At 64.1% G+C, this 19,857-nt stretch carries 20 protein-coding genes; 10 read left to right on the top strand and 10 right to left on the bottom strand.

The window, feature by feature from the left end; translation table 11 throughout:
- Nucleotides 1-49: 49 nt before the first annotated feature.
- The gene (locus BGK68_RS24310) at nt 50-1,861 is read left to right on the top strand and encodes an ATP-binding protein (RefSeq protein ID WP_075259187.1); all 1,812 of its coding nucleotides are present in this window, start codon (nt 50-52) and stop codon (nt 1,859-1,861) included.
- Nucleotides 1,861-3,198, top strand: coding sequence for a sigma-54-dependent transcriptional regulator (locus BGK68_RS24305; RefSeq protein WP_075259186.1), 1,338 nt, complete (start codon nt 1,861-1,863; stop codon nt 3,196-3,198). Before BGK68_RS24310 ends, BGK68_RS24305 begins: the two co-directional genes overlap by 1 nt.
- Before the next feature lie 106 nt (nt 3,199-3,304).
- Here the strand turns inward: BGK68_RS24305 and BGK68_RS24300 are convergent, their stop codons facing one another.
- From BGK68_RS24300 to BGK68_RS24290, 3 genes are read right to left on the bottom strand one after another with little or no spacing between them, the layout of a single operon-like run.
- Nucleotides 3,305-3,970, bottom strand: a complete 666-nt coding sequence (locus tag BGK68_RS24300) for a DUF799 domain-containing protein (protein ID WP_075259185.1) — start codon at nt 3,968-3,970, stop codon at nt 3,305-3,307.
- Entirely contained in the window at nt 3,967-4,338 is a 372-nt protein-coding gene (locus tag BGK68_RS24295; RefSeq protein WP_075259184.1) for a DUF4810 domain-containing protein, read from the bottom strand. Before BGK68_RS24295 ends, BGK68_RS24300 begins: the two co-directional genes overlap by 4 nt.
- Before the next feature lie 32 nt (nt 4,339-4,370).
- Nucleotides 4,371-5,039: a CsgG/HfaB family protein gene (locus BGK68_RS24290; RefSeq protein WP_075259983.1), complete on the bottom strand. Its 669-nt coding sequence runs from the start codon at nt 5,037-5,039 to the stop codon at nt 4,371-4,373.
- Nucleotides 5,040-5,313: 274 nt separating this feature from the next.
- On the opposite strand from BGK68_RS24290, the gene BGK68_RS24285 reads away from it, so the two are divergent.
- A complete protein-coding gene (locus BGK68_RS24285; protein ID WP_013235298.1) occupies nt 5,314-5,952 on the top strand; it encodes a carbonic anhydrase in 639 nt (212 codons plus the stop codon).
- Between the two features lie 24 nt (nt 5,953-5,976).
- Here BGK68_RS24285 and BGK68_RS24280 read toward each other — a convergent pair whose 3' ends face one another.
- A complete protein-coding gene (locus tag BGK68_RS24280) occupies nt 5,977-7,008 on the bottom strand; it encodes an aldo/keto reductase (protein WP_075259183.1) in 1,032 nt (343 codons plus the stop codon).
- Entirely contained in the window at nt 7,005-7,439 is a 435-nt protein-coding gene (locus BGK68_RS24275) for a MerR family transcriptional regulator (protein WP_075259182.1), read from the bottom strand. Before BGK68_RS24275 ends, BGK68_RS24280 begins: the two co-directional genes overlap by 4 nt.
- A 173-nt stretch (nt 7,440-7,612) precedes the next feature.
- On the opposite strand from BGK68_RS24275, the gene BGK68_RS24270 reads away from it, so the two are divergent.
- Nucleotides 7,613-8,356, top strand: a complete 744-nt coding sequence (locus BGK68_RS24270; RefSeq protein ID WP_075259181.1) for a fumarylacetoacetate hydrolase family protein — start codon at nt 7,613-7,615, stop codon at nt 8,354-8,356.
- 15 nt (nt 8,357-8,371) lie between these two features.
- On the opposite strand, the gene bla is transcribed toward BGK68_RS24270, so the two are convergent.
- Nucleotides 8,372-9,271: a class A beta-lactamase gene (bla, locus tag BGK68_RS24265; RefSeq protein WP_075259180.1), complete on the bottom strand. Its 900-nt coding sequence runs from the start codon at nt 9,269-9,271 to the stop codon at nt 8,372-8,374.
- A gap of 114 nt (nt 9,272-9,385) precedes the next feature.
- On the opposite strand from bla, the gene BGK68_RS24260 reads away from it, so the two are divergent.
- Nucleotides 9,386-10,249 carry a LysR family transcriptional regulator gene (locus BGK68_RS24260; protein WP_075259179.1) on the top strand — a complete coding sequence of 288 codons (864 nt, stop codon included), beginning with the start codon at nt 9,386-9,388 and terminating at the stop codon, nt 10,247-10,249.
- A gap of 206 nt (nt 10,250-10,455) precedes the next feature.
- Nucleotides 10,456-10,605: a hypothetical protein gene (locus tag BGK68_RS28095; protein WP_198937252.1), complete on the top strand. Its 150-nt coding sequence runs from the start codon at nt 10,456-10,458 to the stop codon at nt 10,603-10,605.
- A 98-nt stretch (nt 10,606-10,703) separates the two neighbouring features.
- On the opposite strand, the gene BGK68_RS24255 is transcribed toward BGK68_RS28095, so the two are convergent.
- Nucleotides 10,704-11,693, bottom strand: coding sequence for a M48 family metallopeptidase (locus BGK68_RS24255; RefSeq protein ID WP_075259178.1), 990 nt, complete (start codon nt 11,691-11,693; stop codon nt 10,704-10,706).
- Nucleotides 11,694-11,697: 4 nt separating this feature from the next.
- Nucleotides 11,698-12,789: a YjgN family protein gene (locus BGK68_RS24250; protein ID WP_075259177.1), complete on the bottom strand. Its 1,092-nt coding sequence runs from the start codon at nt 12,787-12,789 to the stop codon at nt 11,698-11,700.
- 333 nt (nt 12,790-13,122) lie between these two features.
- On the opposite strand from BGK68_RS24250, the gene BGK68_RS24245 reads away from it, so the two are divergent.
- From BGK68_RS24245 to BGK68_RS24230, 4 genes are all read left to right on the top strand, one after another.
- Nucleotides 13,123-13,890, top strand: a complete 768-nt coding sequence (locus BGK68_RS24245; protein ID WP_075259176.1) for a dienelactone hydrolase family protein — start codon at nt 13,123-13,125, stop codon at nt 13,888-13,890.
- 173 nt (nt 13,891-14,063) lie between these two features.
- Nucleotides 14,064-14,786, top strand: coding sequence for a gluconate 2-dehydrogenase subunit 3 family protein (locus tag BGK68_RS24240; protein WP_075259175.1), 723 nt, complete (start codon nt 14,064-14,066; stop codon nt 14,784-14,786).
- A 2-nt stretch (nt 14,787-14,788) separates the two neighbouring features.
- The gene (locus BGK68_RS24235) at nt 14,789-16,570 is read left to right on the top strand and encodes a GMC family oxidoreductase (RefSeq protein WP_075259174.1); all 1,782 of its coding nucleotides are present in this window, start codon (nt 14,789-14,791) and stop codon (nt 16,568-16,570) included.
- A gap of 11 nt (nt 16,571-16,581) precedes the next feature.
- Nucleotides 16,582-17,907 carry a c-type cytochrome gene (locus tag BGK68_RS24230; RefSeq protein ID WP_198937251.1) on the top strand — a complete coding sequence of 442 codons (1,326 nt, stop codon included), beginning with the start codon at nt 16,582-16,584 and terminating at the stop codon, nt 17,905-17,907.
- A gap of 91 nt (nt 17,908-17,998) precedes the next feature.
- On the opposite strand, the gene BGK68_RS24225 is transcribed toward BGK68_RS24230, so the two are convergent.
- Together BGK68_RS24225 and BGK68_RS24220 are read right to left on the bottom strand one after the other, a co-directional pair.
- Nucleotides 17,999-18,880, bottom strand: coding sequence for a carbohydrate ABC transporter permease (locus BGK68_RS24225; protein WP_075259172.1), 882 nt, complete (start codon nt 18,878-18,880; stop codon nt 17,999-18,001).
- Complete coding sequence (locus tag BGK68_RS24220; RefSeq protein ID WP_013235284.1) at nt 18,880-19,779, bottom strand: carbohydrate ABC transporter permease; 900 nt, start codon at nt 19,777-19,779, stop codon at nt 18,880-18,882. The genes BGK68_RS24225 and BGK68_RS24220 overlap by 1 nt, the downstream gene beginning before the upstream one ends.
- Nucleotides 19,780-19,857: the final 78 nt, after the last annotated feature.

Genomic DNA, 19,857 nt, shown 5'->3' with positions numbered 1-19,857 from the left:
TCAACGCGGCGCCCTGCGGGGCGCCGCGCTGCTTTCGACCTTTCTCTTCATGCGCGCCCGACGAAACCTGCTCATCCTGACCTTGTTCCTGGTCGCCACCCTGCTGGTGTGCGGGACCACCTATCGTCTGGCGCTGCGCAAGGCCGAGGTGGACCAGAAGACCCAGGGCGCGGCGCAATTGCAGATCGCTGCCCTGGACCTGGAGTCCATCTTGCAGAAATACGAGGCCTTGCCCTTCGCCCTGGGTTTCCAGGCCGATGTGCGGCAGGTCTTGCAGCATCCGGACGATGCGCTGGCGGTAGATCGTCTCAATCGCGCCTTCAAGACCATCCAGCAGCAATCGCAGGCAGTCAGCATCTTCATGCTCGACCGGCGCGGGCTGACCCTGGCTTCCAGCAACTGGGACGATGAATTCAGCTTCGTGGGCCGCGACTTCGGTTTCCGCCCTTATTTCAGCGAGGCCGTGCAGGGGCGGGCAGGGCGCTTCTATGGCATCGGCAATATCTCCAGCGAGCCGGGCTATTTCATCGCCCAGCCCATCTATCGCCGCCAGGACCAGGCCGAAGGCGACCTGCCCATCGGCGTCATGGTGGTGAAGGTGGACCTGGCCGAGTTCGAGCACACCTGGCGCAGCAGCGCCGATCCGATCACCCTCACCGATGCCGGCGGCGTGGTGTTCCTGAGCAACCGGCCCGAGTGGAAATACCACAGCCTGCAGGCCCTGAGCCCGCCTATGCAGCAGGCGCTGGCTGGCACGCACCAGTATGCCGACCTGCCCATCACGCCGGTGTCGGCGCTGCCGCCGGCCTTGCAGAGCGGCTTTGGCAGCCATGTCTCGCGCCCGGTGGGGCGGCTGGGGTGGCAGTTGATGCTATTCCCCTCGCAGGCGCGCATGCAGCGTACGGCCATGCTCTGGGCCATGGCCTGTGCGCTGTTGATGGTGGCGCTGGCCATTTCCTTGCTGGCCTGGTACCAGCATCGCCGCCGTCTGGAAGAGAGGATGGCTTCCCGCGATGCCTTGCGCCGCGCCGCCGCCGAGCTGGAGCAGCGCATTGCCGAGCGCACCGGCCAGCTGACGGCAGCGAACCAGGCGCTGGAAGCCCGCTACGAGAAACTGCAGCAGACCGAGACGCTGTTGCGCAGCACCCAGAATGAACTGGTGCAGGCCGGCAAGCTGGCCATGCTGGGGCAGATGGCTGCTGGCGTCACGCATGAGCTGAACCAGCCATTGACGGCCATTCGCGCCTTTGCCGACAATGCGGTGAAATTCCTGGCGCGCGGGCAAAGCGCCCAGGCCGTTGAGAACCTGGAATACATCAGCAGCGCCAGCGCCACCATGGGCAAGATCATCGCCCAGTTGAAGGGATTTGCGCGCAAGAGCGGCGAGGCCGTGGCCTGTGTCGATCTCAGCCAGGCCATCGAGGCGTCCAGCCTGCTGCTGGCCAGCGAATGCCAGAAGCTGGGTGCGACGATCAGCATCGACATCCGCGCCGCCGCCTGCGTGACCGGCGACGTGGTCCGCACGGAGCAAGTGCTCATCAATCTGCTGCGCAATGCGCTGGATGCGGTGGAAGAGGCCGAGCACAAACGCATTGCGGTAGTGCTGGAGGTCGAGGGCGGGCATGCGCTGGTGCGCATCCGCGACTCGGGCGGCGGCATCGCTGACGAGGTCGCGCCGCATCTGTTCGAGCCCTTCTTTACCACCAAGTCCTCCAGCAAGGGGCTGGGTCTGGGATTGGCCATTTCATCGTCCATCGTGCAGGCGATGAATGGACAGTTGAGCGCCCATAATCATGAAGAGGGCGGCGCCGAGTTCGTGGTGCGGCTGCCGCTGTTGTCGCTGTTGAAGATGGAGACCTGATGGACAAGCCAGGCGGCGCAGCCAGCGCCTTATTGATCGAGGACGAACAGGCCGTGCGCCGTGCCACTGCGCAGGCACTGGAGCTGGGCGGCTTTGCCGTGACCGCCTGCGGCAGTGCCGAAGAGGCGCTGCCGCTGATCACGCGCGACTTCGCCGGTGTGGTGGTGAGCGATGTCCGCCTGCCGGCTTTGTCCGGACTGGATGTGCTGGCGCGGGTGGTGGCCATCGACAGCGACCTGCCGGTGATCGTGGTGACCGGACACGGCGACGTGGGCATGGCGGTCGAGGCCATGCGCGCTGGCGCCTATGACTTCGTCGAGAAGCCCTTCAGCTCCGATACCTTGCTGGAAATCGCCCTGCGCGCCCAGGAAAAGCGCAACCTGGTGCTGGAAAACCGCCGCCTGCGCGAAGCCTGGGCGCACGATCCGGAATTGCCGCCGCTGGTGGGGCAATCGCCTGCCATCGAGCGTGTGCGCACCCTCATCCGCAGCCTCGGGCCGGCCGATGTGGATGTGCTCATCAATGGCCAGACCGGCACTGGCAAGGAAGTGGTGGCGCGCCAGCTGCATGCCGCCAGTGGCCGCAAGGGGCCGTTCGTGGCGCTCAATTGCGGGGCCTTGCCGGAGACCGTGTTCGAGAGCGAGATCTTTGGCCACGAGCCCGGCGCATTTACTGGTGCGCAGAAGCGCCGCATCGGCAAGCTGGAATATGCCAACGGCGGCACCTTGTTCCTGGATGAAATCGAGAGCATGCCGCTGGCGCTACAGGTCAAGCTCTTGCGGGTATTGCAGGAGCGCCGGCTGGAGCGCCTGGGCGGCAATGAGTCGGTGGCCATCGATTGCCGCGTGGTGGCCGCCAGCAAGGCCGATCTGCTCAAGCTGGCCGCCGAAGGCCAGTTCCGCGAAGACCTGTATTACCGCATCGGCGTGGTGGCGATCGACTTGCCCGCGCTGAACCAGCGCCGTGAAGATATCGCGTTGTTGCTGGCCCATTTCTGCCAGGCGGCTGCGGTGCGCTATCGACGCGAACTGCCCGCCTGGAGCGCCGCCCAGATGCAGCAATGGCAGCAGCGCGACTGGCCCGGCAATGTGCGCGAACTGCGCAATTTCGCCGACCGCTGGGTGCTGGGGGTGGAGCAAATGGCGGGTAGCGCGGTCTGGTCGGCCACGCCTGTCCTGTCGAGCTTGCCCGAGCAGGTCGAGCAGTTCGAGGCCGGGCTGATCGCCGCTGCGCTCAAGGAGAGCGAGGGCAGTGTGGCCGTGGCTGCCGAACGACTGGGCATTCCGAAAAAGACGCTCTACGACAAGATCCGCAAATACCAGTTGGCTGGCAACTGACCCTTTCCGGACGGCCGGGCAGTCTATGCCAGATCCATGACCAAGCGCCGCTGCGATCATCTCGCAGCGGCGCTTTGGGTTTGCAGCGGCTTTGGGCCGGGCGTGCTCAGTCCTTCTGGTATTGCGGCGAACGCGGCCCATGCAGCAGGCCGTTGGGATTGCCAGCGCGCAGCAGGCGATGGCTGGCGATGCCGGCCATCTTGTAGCTGGCGTCGCTGGTGGTGTTGACGATCTGGTTGATCACCGCCGAGACCAGCATGCCGATGAGGCCGTTGGAGTTATGCTGTTGCTGTTCCAGGCTGGACGCACGCGCCGAACCTTCCCACAACAGCTTGCCCGAGCGCAGATCGACCAGCCTGGCCTCGGCGGCCACCAGCGTTTCACTCTGCACCACCTGGTAGGAGGTGCCATAGCGGATGATCTTGATGTACAGCGCCGCGTCGGCGCCGAAGATCTCGCGTAGCTTGGGGGCGGGCAGTTCATGGATCTCGTCGGGATTGCTCAGTCCGTTCTGCCGGAAGGTCGCCGCTGCCAGCGAGACCGGGATCACGTAGTAGCCGGATTCCGCCAGCGGCTCGGTGGCCTGCGCCAGCACGCCATAGGGGGCGATCACTTCGGCAGACGTGTTCACCGGCGGCAGCACCAGGATGGAGGCCGGACGAGCCGCCTTGAACTCGGCATAGTCGTAGGGTTTCTGCGGCTGGGTGGCGCAGCCGGTGGCCAGCAGCACCAGCACAGCGGCGGCCAGCGCCTTGCATTTTCCGGCGATCATTTGGTCGCTCCCTTCCTGTAGTTGTTCATCAGGAAATCCATGTAGGCCGTCGATTCCGGAAACAGCGCCTTCTCGGTCTGCAAGGCCTGGATCAGCTGGTCATCCTTGCCGGCGGCGGCGTACAGCATGCCCAGATGGGCGTGATAGCCGGGCGGAACGGCCTCGTCGCGGGCGCGCATCTTCTGCAGGTTTTCTTCCAGCGCGGCGATCTCGGCTTCATGGCCGTTGCCTTCGTTCTTGAAGTGGCTGTACAACTGGTCCTGGTAGTTGCCCCAGCCGTAGAGGGTCTTCGGCTTCTGGCTGGCGCAACCGGAGAGGGTCAGCACCAGGCCGAGGGCGAACCCGGCAGCGAGCTTCTTGTTCATCATGGTCAGTCTCTTGCGTGCGTGGATGGGTGGGGTCAGGGCTTCCATGCGCCGGAATCGATGCCGGTCACCAGGTTCTGGACGGCTTCGCGAATGGCCAGGTCGAGCACCTTGCCATTGAGCGTGGAGTCATAGCTGGCGGTGCCGCCGAAGCCGATGATCTCGCGGTTGTCCAGGCTGTACTCACCCGCACCCTGGGCCGAATAGACCACTTGTGAGGTGTTCACGTCCACGATGTTCAGGCTGACCTTGGCGTAGGCCACCTGCGACTTGCCGCGACCGAGGATGCCGAAGAGCTGGCGGTCGCCCGTTTCCTTGCGGCCGAACTCGCTGACGTCGCCGGTGACCACGTAGTTGGCACCCTTGATGGCCTGCGTCTGCTGGTTCAGCTTGGCTTCCTGGGCCAGTTCGCCCATGTTGTCGCGGTCCATCACCGAGAAGCGGTTGCTTTGCTGCAGATGGGTGATCAGCACGGTCTTGGCCTGGTTGCCAAGGCGGTCGACGCCATCGGAGAAGATGCCGCGCAGGTAGCTGGAACGGTTTTCGAACTTGCCCACGGCGATCGGGCTGCGCGCCCCCTGGTAAGCCTGGCCGGCGCTGGCGACCTTGACCACTGCGACGCTGCGCGAGCCCTCCGAGGCGCATCCCGCGAGCGCCGAGACCATGACCACTGCCGCCACGGTCGTGACATACCTGCTGATTATCAATTTGTTCCCCCGATGTGGTGATTAAGCTGTCCGCCGCACGGCGCACAGACTGATGCGGCACCTGTGTGCATGGCACCCACGGGCGCATCGAGCGGGCAAGACTATCAAAGGGAAATGTGGGCGGTCTCTAGAAGAAATTCGATATTTGTGTATAAAGCAGACCGGCGGACCGTGCCGCGGCAGCCTTCTCCTTGCTGTAAAGACGGGCGGTGCCGGCTTCGCCTAAATCCGCGTCATAATGTCGCTTTTAAGAACGAAGGCAACGCCAACCATGCGCGACATCATCAACGGTTTCCTGCGCTTCCAGCAAGAAGTCTTCCCGAGCCGCAAGGAATTGTTCAAGACCCTGGCCACCGGGCAGACCCCCAAGGCGCTGTTCATTTCCTGTTCCGACAGCCGCATGGTGCCGGAGCTGGTGACCCAGCGCGAGCCGGGCGACCTGTTCGTCATCCGCAACGCCGGCAACATCGTGCCTTCCTTCGGACCGGAGCCGGGCGGGGTGAGTGCAACGGTGGAATATGCGGTGGCCCAGTTGAAGGTGTCCGATATCGTCATCTGCGGCCATTCCGACTGCGGCGCGATGACTGCCGTGGCCACCTGCGCCTGCCTGGACCACATGCCGGCCGTGCGCAACTGGCTGCACCACACCGATGCGGCGCGCATGATCAACGAGTCGCGCCCGCATGCCACCGAAAAGGACCGCATCGACGGCATGGTGCGCGAGAACGTGATTGCCCAGCTCAACAACATCCGCACCCATCCGTCGGTAGCCGTGGCGCTGGCGCAGGGACGGCTGGCCTTGCATGGCTGGGTCTATGACATCGAATCCGGCTCCATCCTGGCCCTGGATGCGGCCAGCAACCGTTTCGTGCCACTGGCCCAGCACCCGGCGGCCAGCAGCGAGGACTGAGCGGCCCGATGTCGGGCTGCGGCCTCAGCCATTGAGCATCTTCATGCTGGCGTCGGTATAGCGTTCCCCGGCCGCCGCCCCGCGCGGGAAGATCGCATCCAGCGCCTGCAGGTCCTCGGGCGCCAGCCGCACGCCAACAGCGCCGGTATTGTCTTCCAGATAGCGGCGGCGCTTGGTGCCGGGGATGGGGACGATGTGTGGATCCTGCGCCATCACCCAGGCCAGGGCCAACTGGCTGGGCGTGCAGCCATGTTGCCCGGCCATTTCCTTCACTTTTTCCGCCAGTTGCAGGTTGCGCGCGAAGTTCTCGCCCTGGAAGCGTGGATTGCTGCGGCGGAAGTCATCCTCGGCCAGGTCCTCGAAGCGCTGGATGGCGCCGGTCAGGAAGCCGCGTCCCAGCGGGCTGTAGGCCACGAAGCCGATGCCCAGCGTGCGGCAGGCCGCCAGCACGTCGGCCTCCGGGTCGCGTGTCCACAGGGAATATTCACTTTGCAAGGCCGTCACCGGATGCACCCGGTGCGCCCGCTCCAGCGTCGCAGCCGAGGCTTCGGACAGACCGATGTAGCGGATCTTGCCCGCCTGCACCAGGTCGGCCAGCACGCCCATGGTGACTTCGATGGGCGTGGCCGGATCGATGCGGTGCTGGTAGTAGAGGTCGATGGTCTCCACGCCCAGGCGCTTGAGGCTGCCTTCCACGGCCTGGCGGATGTAGGCCGGGCTGCCATCCACACCGCGTGCGCCGGGATCGGAGGGATCGCGCCGGATGCCGAACTTGGTGGCGATGAAGAACTTGTCGCGGCGGCCCTTGATGGCGCGGCCCAGCAGTTCTTCATTGGTGTAGGGGCCGTACATGTCGGCCGTATCGAGCAGGTTGATGCCCAGTTCGAGGGCGCGGTCGATGGTGGCCAGGGATTCGGCGTCGTCGCGCTGGGCGTAGAAGTCGCTCATGCCCATGCAGCCCAGGCCGATGGCCGAGACCAGCGGGCCATTGCTGCCCAGGCGGCGGGTGCCGACGGGGGAGTGTGCTTGCAGGTGCGAGGTGAGGGGTTCGCTCATGATGCCATCCTTTCAGGTTGAGAAGTGCTGGCTGCAGTGTCGCGGCCTGCCGCGCCGGCCTGCTGCTCCAGCTCTTCATAGAGGACCAGCTTGTGCTGCAATACCGCCAGGTTGTCCTGCAGCTCGGCCAGGGTGTGTTGTACGCAAAGCGTATGCGCCTGCAGCAAGGCCTTGCGCTGGCTGACGCTTTCCATGGTATTGCCGGCCCGGCGCAGCTCGGCATAGCGCAGCATGGCGCGCACCGGCAGGCCGGTGGCCTTGAGCTTCTTCAGGAAGGCGATCCAGTCCAGGTCTTCCTGGGTGTAGCGGCGATGGTGGTTGTCGCGCCGCTCCACCGGATCGAGCAGGCCGATGCGTTCGTAATAACGCAGGGTATGCACCGACAGGCCGGTAGCCTGGGCCGCCTGGGCAATGGTCAGGGAAGTCGTCATGGCAAGCAGTCTAGAAGTTGGAGTGCGCTCGAAGTCAAGCGCCCACTGCCATTATCGGCATCTCGGTCCGAGTGCGCTGGCGGCGGCGAGTTCATTGCCGCGCTGCAAGTGGGCGCGGGCGCTGCCAGCCAGTACAATGCGCTGCATTCATTTTTGCCCCGGAGACTTCGCGCATGCACATCGACGCCGCTACCCAACTTCTGCTCGACGCCCGCCACAGCGGCCTGGCCCTGGACTGGCGCCGGTTGGCCGTGGGCGATGTCGAGACGGCCTATGCCGTGCAGGATGCGCAATTGCTGCGCCTGGGGCCGATCGGCGGATGGAAGGTCGGCAGCAAGGGCGATGGCGGCACGCCCGGCTGCGCGCCCTTGCCGCTCTCGGGCGTACTGCCTTCCGGGACCACGCTGGCCGGGCCGCAATGGCGCATGCGCGGGCTGGAAGTGGAATTGGCCTTGCGGGTGGGGCGCGACTACGATCCGGGCGAGCAACTGCCCGACGAGGCAGAGCTGCGCACGGTCTTCGATGCCATCCTGCCCGCCATCGAGGTGGTGGAGACCCGCCTGGGGCATCCTCCCTGTACCAATCCCTGGGCTGGCATGGCCGACCTGCAAAGCCATGGCGCACTGGTGACCGGCGCGCCGCAAGCACTGCCAGACGTACTGTCGCTGCGCCAGATCGAGGCCAGTCTGAGCATCGATGGCCAGCCGGTCGCCCATACCACCGGCGGCAATCCCGCTGACCTGTGGCCGCTGCTGGGCTGGCTGGCGCTGCATTGCGCCCGCCGTGGCCAGCCCTGGCGGGCCGGGCAGATCATCACCACGGGGTCTTGCACCGGCCTGCAGATGGCGCGCGGCGGGCGGCGGGTGGAGGCCGCACTGCACGACATCGGCGCGGTGTGGCTGGACTTTGCCGGCTGAGCGCCTTCTTCCGACCTAGCTCATCAACTGGCCGATCAGTCGGCCTACTTCGGCATGCACGGCGTCGCGCCCTGCATCGGTGGCTGCATTTTCCGTGAGATAGACCGCAAAGAGTAGCGGTGCGCCCTGCGTCGTCCACACCACGCCGATGTCATTGGCCGTACCCAGGCGTCCGGTGCCGGTCTTGTCGCCCACTTTCCAGCTGGCGGGCAGGCCGGCGCGCACGCGCTTGTCGCCGGTCTGGTTGGCGATCAGCCATTGCGTGAGCTGCTGGCGCGAGGCCGGTGTGAGCGCATTGCCCAGCACCAGCTGGCGCAGGTCGGCGGTCATGGCCGCCGGGGTGGTGGTGTCGCGCGGATCGTCGGGGACGGCTTCGTTGAGGGTCGGTTCATTGCGATCCAGCCGGGTCAGTTCGTCACCCAGCGTGCGCACGAAGCGGGTCAGTCCCGCCGGTCCGCCCATGCTCGCCAGCATCAGGTTGGCGGCGGTATTGTCGGAGAGGGTCATGGCCGCTTCGCACAGTTGCGCCATCGACAGGCCCGCGCCGCCGGTGTGCTTGCCGGTGGTGGGGGAGTAGGGCACCAGGTCTTGCTTTTGATAGACGACGCGGCGCGTCAGCTGCTCCTGGCCTTGATCCACCCGGCGCAACACTGCAGCGGCCGCCAGGAACTTGAAGGTGCTGCACATGGGGAAGCGCTCGTCGGCGCGATAGCCCCAATGACGACCGCTGGCCGTGTCCAGCAGCGACACGCCCAGGCGACCGGCGATATCGGCTTCCAGCCGCGACAAGCGCGCTGTGAGCGCGTCGGAGTCCTCAGTTTTAATTGTGCTTTTGGCGTCAGCGGCCCAGCTGCGGCTGATCAGGCCAGCGCCAGCGAGCGCTGCAAGAGAAAGGAAATGGCGTCTTCCGGACATGAATTCTCCTCGATGAATGATGGCGATAGGGCCGCATCATAGGCAGTGGCGGCAAGTCTCACAATTCATGATAATTGGGTGCAGACCAAAGAAAAACTGATGTCTGGAGTCGCCATGTACCTCCCCCTGAATGCCTTGCGCGCCTTTGAAGTCTCGGCCCGCCATCTCTCCTTCACTCGCGCCGCCGAGGAACTGAGCGTGACCCAGACGGCCGTGAGCATGCAGGTCAAGAACCTGGAGCAGCGCCTGGGCGTGGCCCTGTTCCGGCGTCTGCCGCGCGGATTGGCCCTGACTGATGAGGGGCTGGCGCTGCTGCCGGTGGTGGCGCAATCCTTTGGCCGCATTGCCGATATGCTGGCCCAGTTCGAAGATGGCCGGCGGCGCGAGGTGCTCACCGTCGGCGTGGTCGGCACCTTCGCCGTGGGGTGGCTGATGCCGCGGCTGCGCCAGTTCCAGCAACAGCATCCCTTTGTCGACCTGCGCCTGCTGACCAACAACAATCGCGTCGACCTGGCCGGTGAGGGACTCGATTACGCGATCCGTTTTGGCGATGGTGCATGGCATGGCACACAGGCTGAACGTCTGTTCGAAGCGCCGCTGGCGCCCATGTGTGCGCCCGCCATCGCGGCGCGCCTGCGCTCGCCGGCCGACCTGGGCGCGGAGACGCTGCTGCGCTCCTATTGCAGCGATGAATGGGGGCGCTGGTTCGCGGCGGCGGGTGCAGCTTGTCCGCCCTTGCGCGGCTTCGTGTTCGACTCCTCGCTGGCCCTGGCCGAAGCGGCTGCCCAGGAGGCCGGTGTGGCGTTGCTGCCGGTGCTGATGTTCGAGCGCGAACTGCAACAGGGCCGATTGGTCTGCCCTTTCGGACAGCGCATCGTGCTGGGCGCTTATTGGCTCACGAGCTTGAAGTCGCGCCCGCAGACCGCTGCCATGGCGGCTTTCCGGCAGTGGCTGCAGTTCCACGCAGGGACCATGTAGGTCAATTGGAAGCGATGGTTACACGCAACACCTGCACCTTTGTCCGGAATTTCCCGATAGACGTCAGCTCTGCATGCACATAGAATAAATGATATAAACAATTTATACGGTTCGTGCCGGCCGTATGAGTGTAGACCATGGGCTCACCGGCACTGGCAGACAGGCTTGTCGTGCTGCCATCAGAAAACAGTGAAAGGGGGTAAGTCATGAACTACTTCGCAAAACTCTATCGCAAGCTGGTCGATTTTCTCAACGACTCCAGCGAACTCGACACCGGCTCGCACCGCGGTGCGCCGCATTGCTGCAGCCTCTATTCGGGCTTGTCGACCATGTCGCAGGAAGAGCAGCGTCGATGAATCGCTGAATCGACGATTCAGTCATCCAGCCTCATCTGCCAACCCGGGCCGCATCAGCGCCCCGGGTTTTTCATTTTCGTCAGGATCGGTCAGTTTGCTCAGCGTGCGCCGAGGATGTGGGCAATGCGTTCGTCGTTGGCCGGATGGCTGGACAGGTAGGGCGAGACCGGGCCGTCCTTGCCGGCGCTTTCCAGCTTCTCGAAGACCAGCGCCAGCTTCTGGCGCGGCAGGCCATTGGCCTTGAACATGGCGATGGCGTAGTCGTCCGCCTCGCGCTCGATATCGCGCGAGTACTTCAGATCCAGCAATACCGTCGGGATGTTGGCCAGTACCGCCGAAACATCACCGAAGAGCACCGTGGCGGTGGCCGCAATGGCTGAACTCTGGATCAGCCGCCGCATCAGGTGGCGTCGATGCACATGGCCCAGCTCGTGGGCCAGCACGCCCATGAGGGCGTCATCATCGTCCAGCAGCCGCACGATCTCGTCGGTCACCACGATCTGCCCAGAGGGCAGGGCGAAGGCATTGGGTCCGATACGGCTCTTACGGAACACGATCTGGTAATCCGGCGCATCCGGCAGCGGCGCCGTCAAGGCCTGGAAGCGCGCCGTGATGGCCTGGGTGCGCCGCGCATCGAGCTGGCTGGGGGCCAGCACGTGCTGGTCGAGGAATTCCAGCGTGCCCTGGCCGATCTGGCGATCCACTGCCACTGGCAGCATGGCGGCGATGCCTTGTGCAGCCAGCGGCAACAGGTAGACGTAGCTCAGCACCACCACCGCGACCAGGATGGCGCAGGCCGCCAGCGCATGACGCCAGCTTTGCTGCAGGCGTACCACCAGGGAATCCTGGTGGCCGGTTTCCTGCAGCAACTCACCGAAGGCCGCGCCGTCGATGATCTCGAGATAGGCCCCATCAGGAAAGCTGACCTTGCGTGCAGCGCGGGCGAAACGTTCAGAGACCCGCAACTGCCCGATCGGGCAATCCCGTTCGATCTCTCCGCGCACCTGCGCCACGCCCGCGACGACCTCCAGGGTCACTTGGTGCCGTCGGGAGGTCCTGCCGTCGTAATAGGAGGCGAGCACTGACATGGGCTTACATCGAGAGGTCGAAGTCGAGCAGGTCGCCCAGGCCTTCGCCGGTGGCCGAGCCATGCGCTTCGCTGGACGCCACGAAGTCATCCAGGCTGCTGGCCGGCAGCAGTGTGAGCGACTCGATGCGATAGCGCATCATGCGGATCTGTGCATAGGGCGTGAACAGGCCCAGCGTGAAGACCACACCCAGCACGTTGGTGAAGACGATGAAGGCGGTACGGCCCCAGCGCATATTGCTCTGGAAGCGGTGCTCACCCAGGCGGGTATTGTTCCAGACCAGGTTCTGCAGCAGCGTCATCCATAGCGGCATGGCCAGGAAGGTCCACGCATACAGCGCCAGCACCATCAGCACCAGGCTCAACACTGCGGTTGCACCTACCTGGACCATCTGGATCAGGGTGATGCCGCCGAAGCCGAGGAAGATCACGATGATGCCGCCCAGCCACAGTCCCAGTCCGATCAGGAAGGTCTTGTAGAACGCCCCTACCGAACCGTGGAAGGAGAAGTGGGTCGCGCCGAAGCGCGCCTCACTGTGCTGGTAGCGCTTGAAGCGCTGGTAGGCCAACGGCGCCAGCAGTCCCAGGGAGATGCTGGCCAGCATGGGCCACATCAGGAAGTTGCGGGCCGCCCCGCCCAGGCTGCCGCGAAAGCCGAAGCGGATGCCGCGATAGCTGGTGTTGTAGAGCTTGAATTGCAGGCTGCGCCAGAGCAGCCATGGTCCGGCCAGCACCAGCAGCAGTGCGGCTGCCAGGCCCAGCAGCGGCCCGCCTGCGCCGGCCAGGTTGTAGACTGCCAGCAGCACCACCGCAATGATGCGCCCCTTGAGGATGGCGATCGGATTGCCGTGATAGTCGAAGCTGCCGCCGGCGACGGAGGTGTTGTCGTAGAAATAGCGCAGCCGCCGCACCTTGGCCCAGGCCGAGTAGATGCCCAGGGTGACGATGGACAGCAGCAGGTTGACGATCCAGATGCGGAAGTACTCGCCACCGCGGCCACTGAAGGAAAAGGCTTCAGGCTTGACCGGTGCTGCAGTGTTGAGGACAGTGGAGAAGGGGGGCGTTGCCTGGCTGGGCAGGTCGGAATGTTCGTTCATGGACGCTCGCTGATGTTGGATTTATAGGATGAGTCTGCCGATGGGTGGGGCAAGAATCTATTGCTCGCAGTAAAAAGTCAAGCTGAGACCAATCCTGTGCGTCTTGTAGGGGCATTGTATGGATGAGCCTCGCATTTTGACGAGATCCAGTGGTCTGACCTTCTGCAGGAATGCACCATTTGTGCGAACATGGCCGACTTGTTGAGGTCTGCGTCCGGACAAGGGTCGGCTCATCCCGGCCCGGTCGCGGTCCGACCTCAGCGTCGCGCCAAAGCATAAAAGTTTCCTCAATGCCGGTCTCCACGCCGGCATTGGTCATCCAAAGGAGCCCTCATGTCCACACCCTGGAATACCGCCGCCATCGCCGACAAGCTCGGCATTTCCGCTACCGATCTCGGCATCGAGACCATCGCCCACAACGCCGATGGCATCACCTACGAAAGCGTGCTGCTCTACAACAAGGCCCAGCCGCCGGTCTCGGGCGTGGTGACCGTGCCCAACTACTTCGGCCTGCGCCAGCAGGCGCTGGAGATTGCCGCCACCACCATCGGTGCGGGCCATGCCATCCTGGTGGCCGATGTGTTCGGCAAGACCCTGCGTCCGGCCAATCCGGACGAAGCCCTGGCCGCGATCATCCCGCTCAAGAAGGACCGCGCCGAACTGCGCAAGCGCATGCATGGCGTGTTGAAGGTCTTGCGCGAGCAGAGCTTCGTCAAGCTCGATGCCGCCAGGCTGGGCGCCTGCGGCTTCTGCTTCGGTGGCACGGCTGCGCTGGAACTGGCGCGGGACGGTGCCGACGTGCGCGGCACCGTATCCCTGCACGGCGCGCTCGATACCCCAGCGCCTGCCCAGAGCAAGGTCAAGGGCGCGGTCCTGGTGCTGCATGGCGTACAGGACCCCTCGGTGCCGCGCGAGCAGGTCAATGGCTTCATCGACGAGATGAGCGCACTCAATATCGATTGGCAATTGGTCAACTATGGCCAGGCCGCTCACTCCTTTACCGACCCCGACGCCAACAGCCCCGGCTTCTTCTACCACCGCCAGACCGCCCAGCGTGCGGCGGTGGCGTTGCAGGCCTTCTTCGGCGAAGTGCTGGCCTGAGCTTCCCTGTTTTCCCCCTTGTCCGGCCGCGCCCGTAGCGGTGGGGCAGGGGCGCATCACCCGCAATAACAAGAGACCGCCTCCATCCGTCACGCAAGGGATTTTCCTTCTGTGCGCGCCGGGTCGTGCCACGGTCCAGGTACCTCTCGTCCATTCCAGCCCAAAGGATAGTCATGTCACAAGATAAAGAGCCCAGGCGGCGCTTTCTGCGCCAGGTGTTGGCCATCGTCCCAGCCGCAAGTACGCTAGGTGGCGCCACTACCGTCGCAGTCAGCCAGGCCGCCATGGCCGACAGCAGCGAGCCGGGCAAGGCCCGCGCCTATACCCCCACCTACTTCACGGCAGCCGAATGGGCCTTCCTCAACGCCGCCGTCGATCACCTCATTCCCTCGGACCAGTATGGCGCCGGTGCGCTGGAAACCGGCGTGCCCGAATTCATCGACCGCCAGATGGAAACCCCGTATGGGGCCGGCAAGCTGTGGTACATGCAAGGTCCCTTCCATCCGGACAGCGTGCCTGAACTGGGTTACCAGCTCTCGCTGGTGCCGCGCGACATCTATCGCCAGGGCATCGCCGCCTGCAACGACTGGTGCAGCAAGAACCACGGCAAGGTCTTCGCCGAACTCGACAAGGCCAAGCAGCTGGACGTGCTCAAGATGATGGACGGCGGCAAGATCAGCTTCGAGACCGTGCCGGCCAAGACCTTCTTCAACTTCATGCTGGGCAATACCAAGGAAGGCTATTTCGCCGACCCGATGTATGGCGGCAACCAGAAGATGGGGGGCTGGAAGATGGTCGGTTTCCCCGGGGCGCGTGCCGATTACGCCGACTGGGTCGATCAATACAACGTCAAGTATCCATACGGCCCTGTGTCGATTCTGGGAGAGAAGGGCTGATCATGGCTATCAAAAAAGACAAAGTGGATGTAGTGATGGTGGGCCTGGGCTGGACCGGCTCCATCATGGGCATGGAGCTCACCGAAGCCGGCCTGAGCGTGCTGGCTCTGGAACGCGGCGACATGCGTGACACCAATACCGACACGCCTTATCCGAAGGCGGTCGATGAACTGAAATACTCCGTGCGCGGTGCGCTGTTCCAGGACCTCTCGCGCGAGACCGTGACCATTCGTCACACCCTCTCCGACGTGGCCGTACCGTACCGCCAGCATGGCTCCTTCCTGCTGGGCGATGGCGTGGGCGGCGCCGGTTTCCACTGGAACGGCATGATGTACCGCAACCTGCCCGAAGAGCTGGAAATGCGCACCCACCACGAGCAGAAGTACGGCAAGAAATTCATCCCCGAGGACATGACCATCCAGGATCATGGCGTGACCTACAAGGAGCTGGAGCCCTTCTACGATTTCTCCGAAAAGGTCATGGCCGTCTCCGGCAAGGCCGGCAATCTCAAGGGCCAGATCGTCCCCGGCGGCAATCCGCTGGAAGGCGAGCGCAGCGATGAATTCCCGACCCCGCCGCTGCAATACCAGTACAGCGCCTCGCTGGTCGAAAAGGCCATGCGCGATGTCGGTTACCACCCTTATCCGGCCCCGGCGGCCAATGCCTCGCAACCCTTCACCAATCCGTACGGCGTGCGCATCGGCCCCTGCAACTACTGCGGCTTCTGCGAAAACTACGGCTGCTACATGTATTCCAAGGCCTCGCCACAGACCACCATCCTGCCGGTGCTGTTGAAGCGCAAGAACTTCGAGGTGCGCACCAAGGCCCAGGTGATCAAGGTCAACCTGGACGCCTCCGGCAAGCGCGCCACTGGCGTCACCTATATCGATGCGCAAGGACGCGAGGTCGAGCAACCCGCCGACCTGGTGCTGTTGACCGCCTTCCAGACCCACAACGTGCGCCTGCTGCTGCTCTCGGGCATCGGCAAGCCGTATGACCCGGTGACCGGCGAAGGCGTGGTCGGCAAGAACTTCGCCTACCAGTACAACGGCGGCATCAACGTGGTCATGCCCAAGGGCACGCAATTCAATCCCTTCATCGGCACTGGCGCCGGTGGCGTGGGCATGGACGACCTCAACGCCGACCAGTTCGACCACGGTCCGCTGGGCTTCATCGGCGGCGCCTCGATCCGTCACGTGCGCTATGGCGGCCGTCCCATCAAGCAGGCCGGCACCATGCCGGGCGAGAAGCTGCCCAGTTGGGGTTCCGAATGGAAGGCCAGTGTGCAGGATGCCTACCAGCGCACCCTGACCATCGGCATGTCCGGTTCGGTGATGGCCTATCGCGATTGCTACCTGTCGCTGGACCCGACCTACAAGGACGCCAACGGCCAGCCGCTGTTGCGCATGACCCTGAACTGGAAGGAGAACGAAGGCAAGATGCTGACCTACATCGCCGGTGAGATGGAAAAGGTCGGCCAGGCCATGAATCCGGAAAAGGTCGTCAAGGCCGTGCGCAAGACCGGTTCGTCCTGGGATACGCGGGTCTATCAATCGACCCACCTGACCGGGGGCGCCATCATGGGCACGACGCCCAAGAACAGCGTGGTCAACAAGTACCTGCAAAGCTGGGATGTGCCCAATGTGTTCGTCTACGGCGCCTGCGCCTTCCCGCAGAACATGGGTTACAACCCGACCGGGCTGGTCACGGCGCTGGCGTATCACTCTGCCAAGGCGATCCGCGAGCAGTATCTGAAAAACCCCGGCCCGCTGGTGCAGGCATAAGGATGACGACCATGATCAAGCATTATTTCATCGCCGCCTGCGCGGCCGTCATGTCGCTGTCCGCGTTGACCGCCGCAGCGCAGAGCAATCCGGCTGCGCCCTCGGCCGACCAGCAGCTGGTGCAGCGTGGCGAATACCTGGCCAAGGCCGGTGACTGCGTGGCCTGCCACACCGCCAAGGGCGGCAAGCCCTTTGCAGGCGGCTTGGCCATCGCCACGCCTATCGGCACGGTGTATTCCTCCAACATCACGCCGGACAAGGAAAACGGCATCGGCAACTACAGCGAAGAGGATTTCGACCGCGCCCTGCGTCACGGCATCCGCAAGGATGGCGCCTCGCTCTATCCGGCCATGCCGTATCCGTCCTACGCCAAGGTCAAGCCGGCTGACGTGAAGGCGCTGTATGCCTACTTCATGCATGGCGTGCAGGCGGATCCTGCACCCAATCGCGGGGTGGACATCACCTGGCCCTTGTCGATGCGCTGGCCCTTGTCGATCTGGCGCAAGGTGTTCGCACCGGCGGTGGCGGTCGAGGGTCCTGAGGACAACAGTCCCCTGGTCCGTGGCCAATACCTGGTCGAAGGCCTGGGTCACTGCGGAGCCTGCCACACTCCGCGCGGCGTGGGCATGCAGGAGAAGGCGCTGTCCAATGACAGCAGCCAGTTCCTCTCCGGCGGCGTCATCGATGGCTACCTGGCCAACAACCTGCGCGGCGACGCCCGCGATGGCCTGGGCAACTGGAGCGAGGCCGATATCGTGGCCTTCCTCAAGACCGGCCGCAACAGCCATTCCGCAGCCTTTGGCGGCATGGCCGATGTGGTTGCCCAGAGTACCCAGTACATGACCGAGGAAGATCTCTCGGCCATGGCCAAGTACTTGAAGTCGCTCAAGCCGGTCAAGGACGGCACGCCGGCCCTGGCCTATGACGACAAGACCCACCAGGCCTTGCGCAAGGGGAGCGACCAGAGTCCGGGGGCGATGGCCTTCCTGAACAACTGCGCGGCCTGCCACCGCAGCAGCGGCAAGGGCTATGACGAGACCTTCCCGAGCCTGGCCCTGTCGCCGACGGTCAATGCCGAGAACCCGGCCTCGCTGATCCGCATCGTTCTGGAAGGCGCCGAAATGCCCTGGACCCACAAGGCCCCGACGCAATTCGCCATGCCCGCCTTCGGCAGCCGCCTGTCGGACCAGGAAGTGGCGGAGGTGGTGACCTTCATCCGCAGCAGCTGGGGCAACCAGGCTTCCTCGGTGAGTGCATCGGATGTGGCCAAGGTGCGCAAGCAACTGCCGGAAAAGAAGACGGTGGAGGCGGGTAGTGCGCCTGTGGCAAAGCAGTAAGTACTGCTTAGTCTGCTGACACCCGCAGCAAAAAGCCCGGCGTTCTTGCGAACGCCGGGCTTTCTCTTTGCAGGGCTGGATCGGCGGGCGACTACTCCTTCACCGCCCCCGTCATCCCCGACACGTAATACTCCACGAAGAACGAATACACCACCGCCACCGGCAGCGAGCCCAGCAGCGCACCCGCCATCAGCGCACCCCAGTGATACACGTCGCCTTCCACCAGTTCGGTGACGATCCCCACCGGCACCGTCTTCACCTCGGAGGAGGAGATGAAGGTCAGCGCATAGATGAACTCATTCCACGACAGCGTGAAGGCAAAGATGCCCGCCGAGATCAGCCCAGGAACAGCCAGCGGCAGGATGATCTTGACCAGGATCTCCCAGCGGGTGGCGCCGTCGATCAAGGCACACTCTTCCAGCTCATAGGGAATCGAGCGGAAGTAACCCATCAGCAACCAGGTGCAGAACGGGATCAGGAAGGTTGGGTAGGTCAGGATCAGCGCCCAGCGCGTGTCGAACAGGCCCAGCTTGAACACGATCGCCGCCAGCGGGATGAACAGGATCGAAGGCGGGATCAGGTAGGCCAGGAAGATGCCCAGCCCGACCTGCTTGGACCCCTGGAAGCGCAGCCGTTCGATCGCATAGGCGGCAAAGACGCTGGCCGCCAGCGAGGCGAAGGTGGAGACCACCGAGACGATCACGGTGTTCAACAGCCAGGCCGGATACTGGGTATCGAACAGCAGCTTCTTGAAGTGCGCCAGCGTCGGGGCGATCACCCAGAACGGGTTGCCCGACTGCGAGAGCAATTCATTGTCGGGCTTGAAGGCCGTGATCACCATCCAGTAGAACGGGAACAGCAGCACGAACAGGAAGATCAGCAGCGGGATATAGATCGTCACCCACTTGCGCGGGGTCGATTGCAGGAAATCCATGCCCTGGGGTTCCTGCTGGTCGTCTTTCTTCTTGGCCATTATTTGTCACCTCCTTGTTGCCAGCCGCGACGTTGCAGGCCGAAGTACGAGAACATGATCGCTGCCAGCAGGAAGGGAATCATGTAGGTTGCCAGCGCCGCGCCTTCACCCAGCGCTCCGCCGGGAATGGCGCGCTGGAACGAGAGCGTGGCCATCAGGTGCGTCGCATTGAGCGGGCCGCCACGGGTGAGCACATAGATCAGCTGGAAATCGGTGAAGGTGAACAGCACCGAGAAGGTCATCACCACCGCGATGATGGGCGTCAACAGCGGCAGCGTCACATGGCGGAACTGCTGCCAGGGCGTGGCGCCGTCGATGGCTGCGGCTTCATAGAGCGACGGCGAGATCGTCTGCAGGCCCGCCAGCAGCGAGATCGCCACGAAGGGAATGCCGCGCCAGACGTTGGCAAAGACGGTGGACCAGCGCGCATTCCACGGGTCGCCCAGGAAATCGATGTAGCGGTCGATCAGCCCCATCTTGTGCAGCGCCCAACTGATGACGGAGAACTGCGCGTCATACAGCCACCAAAAGGCCAGCGCAGACAGCGCGGTCGGGACGATCCAGGGCAGCAGCACGATGGCGCGGAAGAAGGTCTTCAGCGGCACGTTCTTGTTGAGCAGGATGGCCAGCCACAGGCCCAGCATGAACTTGAGGATGCTGGCGCTGACCGTGTAGAACACGGTATTGAACAGCGACAGCTGGGCCAGCGAATCGCCGGCCAGATAGGTGAAGTTGTCCAGGCCGATGAAGCTGCCTTCGCCGCCGATCTTGGTATCGGTGAAGCCCAGCCAGATGCCCAGGCCCAGCGGGTAGGTCAGGAACACCACCAACAGGATCACGGCCGGGGCCATGAACAGCATGCCCAGTACGTTACGGTTGTTCAGGAATCGGGATAGCATGATGTGCCTCGATGAAAGGGCCGCAGGGCAGTCCTGCGGCCGGTACTGTTGTGACGTGTCGCCTTGCGTCAGCGCTGC

It is taken from the genome of Herbaspirillum camelliae, from assembly GCF_001929405.1.
Taxonomy (GTDB): Bacteria; Pseudomonadota; Gammaproteobacteria; order Burkholderiales; family Burkholderiaceae_D; genus Herbaspirillum; species Herbaspirillum seropedicae.
The sequence above is the reverse complement of the archived record's forward strand: the minus strand, read 5'-3'. Positions and strand labels throughout refer to the sequence as shown.

Coding starts and splice junctions, on each gene's coding strand:
- BGK68_RS24225 (WP_075259172.1), bottom strand. CDS start 18,880: ATGGCCAAGAAGAAAGACGACCAGCAGGAACCCCAGGGCATGGATTTC.
- bla (WP_075259180.1), bottom strand. CDS start 9,271: ATGTCCGGAAGACGCCATTTCCTTTCTCTTGCAGCGCTCGCTGGCGCT.
- BGK68_RS24295 (WP_075259184.1), bottom strand. CDS start 4,338: ATGATGAACAAGAAGCTCGCTGCCGGGTTCGCCCTCGGCCTGGTGCTG.
- BGK68_RS24275 (WP_075259182.1), bottom strand. CDS start 7,439: ATGACGACTTCCCTGACCATTGCCCAGGCGGCCCAGGCTACCGGCCTG.
- BGK68_RS24280 (WP_075259183.1), bottom strand. CDS start 7,008: ATGAGCGAACCCCTCACCTCGCACCTGCAAGCACACTCCCCCGTCGGC.
- BGK68_RS24310 (WP_075259187.1), top strand. CDS start 50: ATGCGCGCCCGACGAAACCTGCTCATCCTGACCTTGTTCCTGGTCGCC.
- BGK68_RS24240 (WP_075259175.1), top strand. CDS start 14,064: ATGTCACAAGATAAAGAGCCCAGGCGGCGCTTTCTGCGCCAGGTGTTG.
- BGK68_RS24255 (WP_075259178.1), bottom strand. CDS start 11,693: ATGTCAGTGCTCGCCTCCTATTACGACGGCAGGACCTCCCGACGGCAC.
- BGK68_RS24235 (WP_075259174.1), top strand. CDS start 14,789: ATGGCTATCAAAAAAGACAAAGTGGATGTAGTGATGGTGGGCCTGGGC.
- BGK68_RS24285 (WP_013235298.1), top strand. CDS start 5,314: ATGCGCGACATCATCAACGGTTTCCTGCGCTTCCAGCAAGAAGTCTTC.
- BGK68_RS24305 (WP_075259186.1), top strand. CDS start 1,861: ATGGACAAGCCAGGCGGCGCAGCCAGCGCCTTATTGATCGAGGACGAA.
- BGK68_RS24300 (WP_075259185.1), bottom strand. CDS start 3,970: ATGATCGCCGGAAAATGCAAGGCGCTGGCCGCCGCTGTGCTGGTGCTG.
- BGK68_RS24220 (WP_013235284.1), bottom strand. CDS start 19,779: ATGCTATCCCGATTCCTGAACAACCGTAACGTACTGGGCATGCTGTTC.
- BGK68_RS28095 (WP_198937252.1), top strand. CDS start 10,456: ATGAACTACTTCGCAAAACTCTATCGCAAGCTGGTCGATTTTCTCAAC.
- BGK68_RS24245 (WP_075259176.1), top strand. CDS start 13,123: ATGTCCACACCCTGGAATACCGCCGCCATCGCCGACAAGCTCGGCATT.
- BGK68_RS24270 (WP_075259181.1), top strand. CDS start 7,613: ATGCACATCGACGCCGCTACCCAACTTCTGCTCGACGCCCGCCACAGC.
- BGK68_RS24230 (WP_198937251.1), top strand. CDS start 16,582: ATGATCAAGCATTATTTCATCGCCGCCTGCGCGGCCGTCATGTCGCTG.
- BGK68_RS24260 (WP_075259179.1), top strand. CDS start 9,386: ATGTACCTCCCCCTGAATGCCTTGCGCGCCTTTGAAGTCTCGGCCCGC.
- BGK68_RS24250 (WP_075259177.1), bottom strand. CDS start 12,789: ATGAACGAACATTCCGACCTGCCCAGCCAGGCAACGCCCCCCTTCTCC.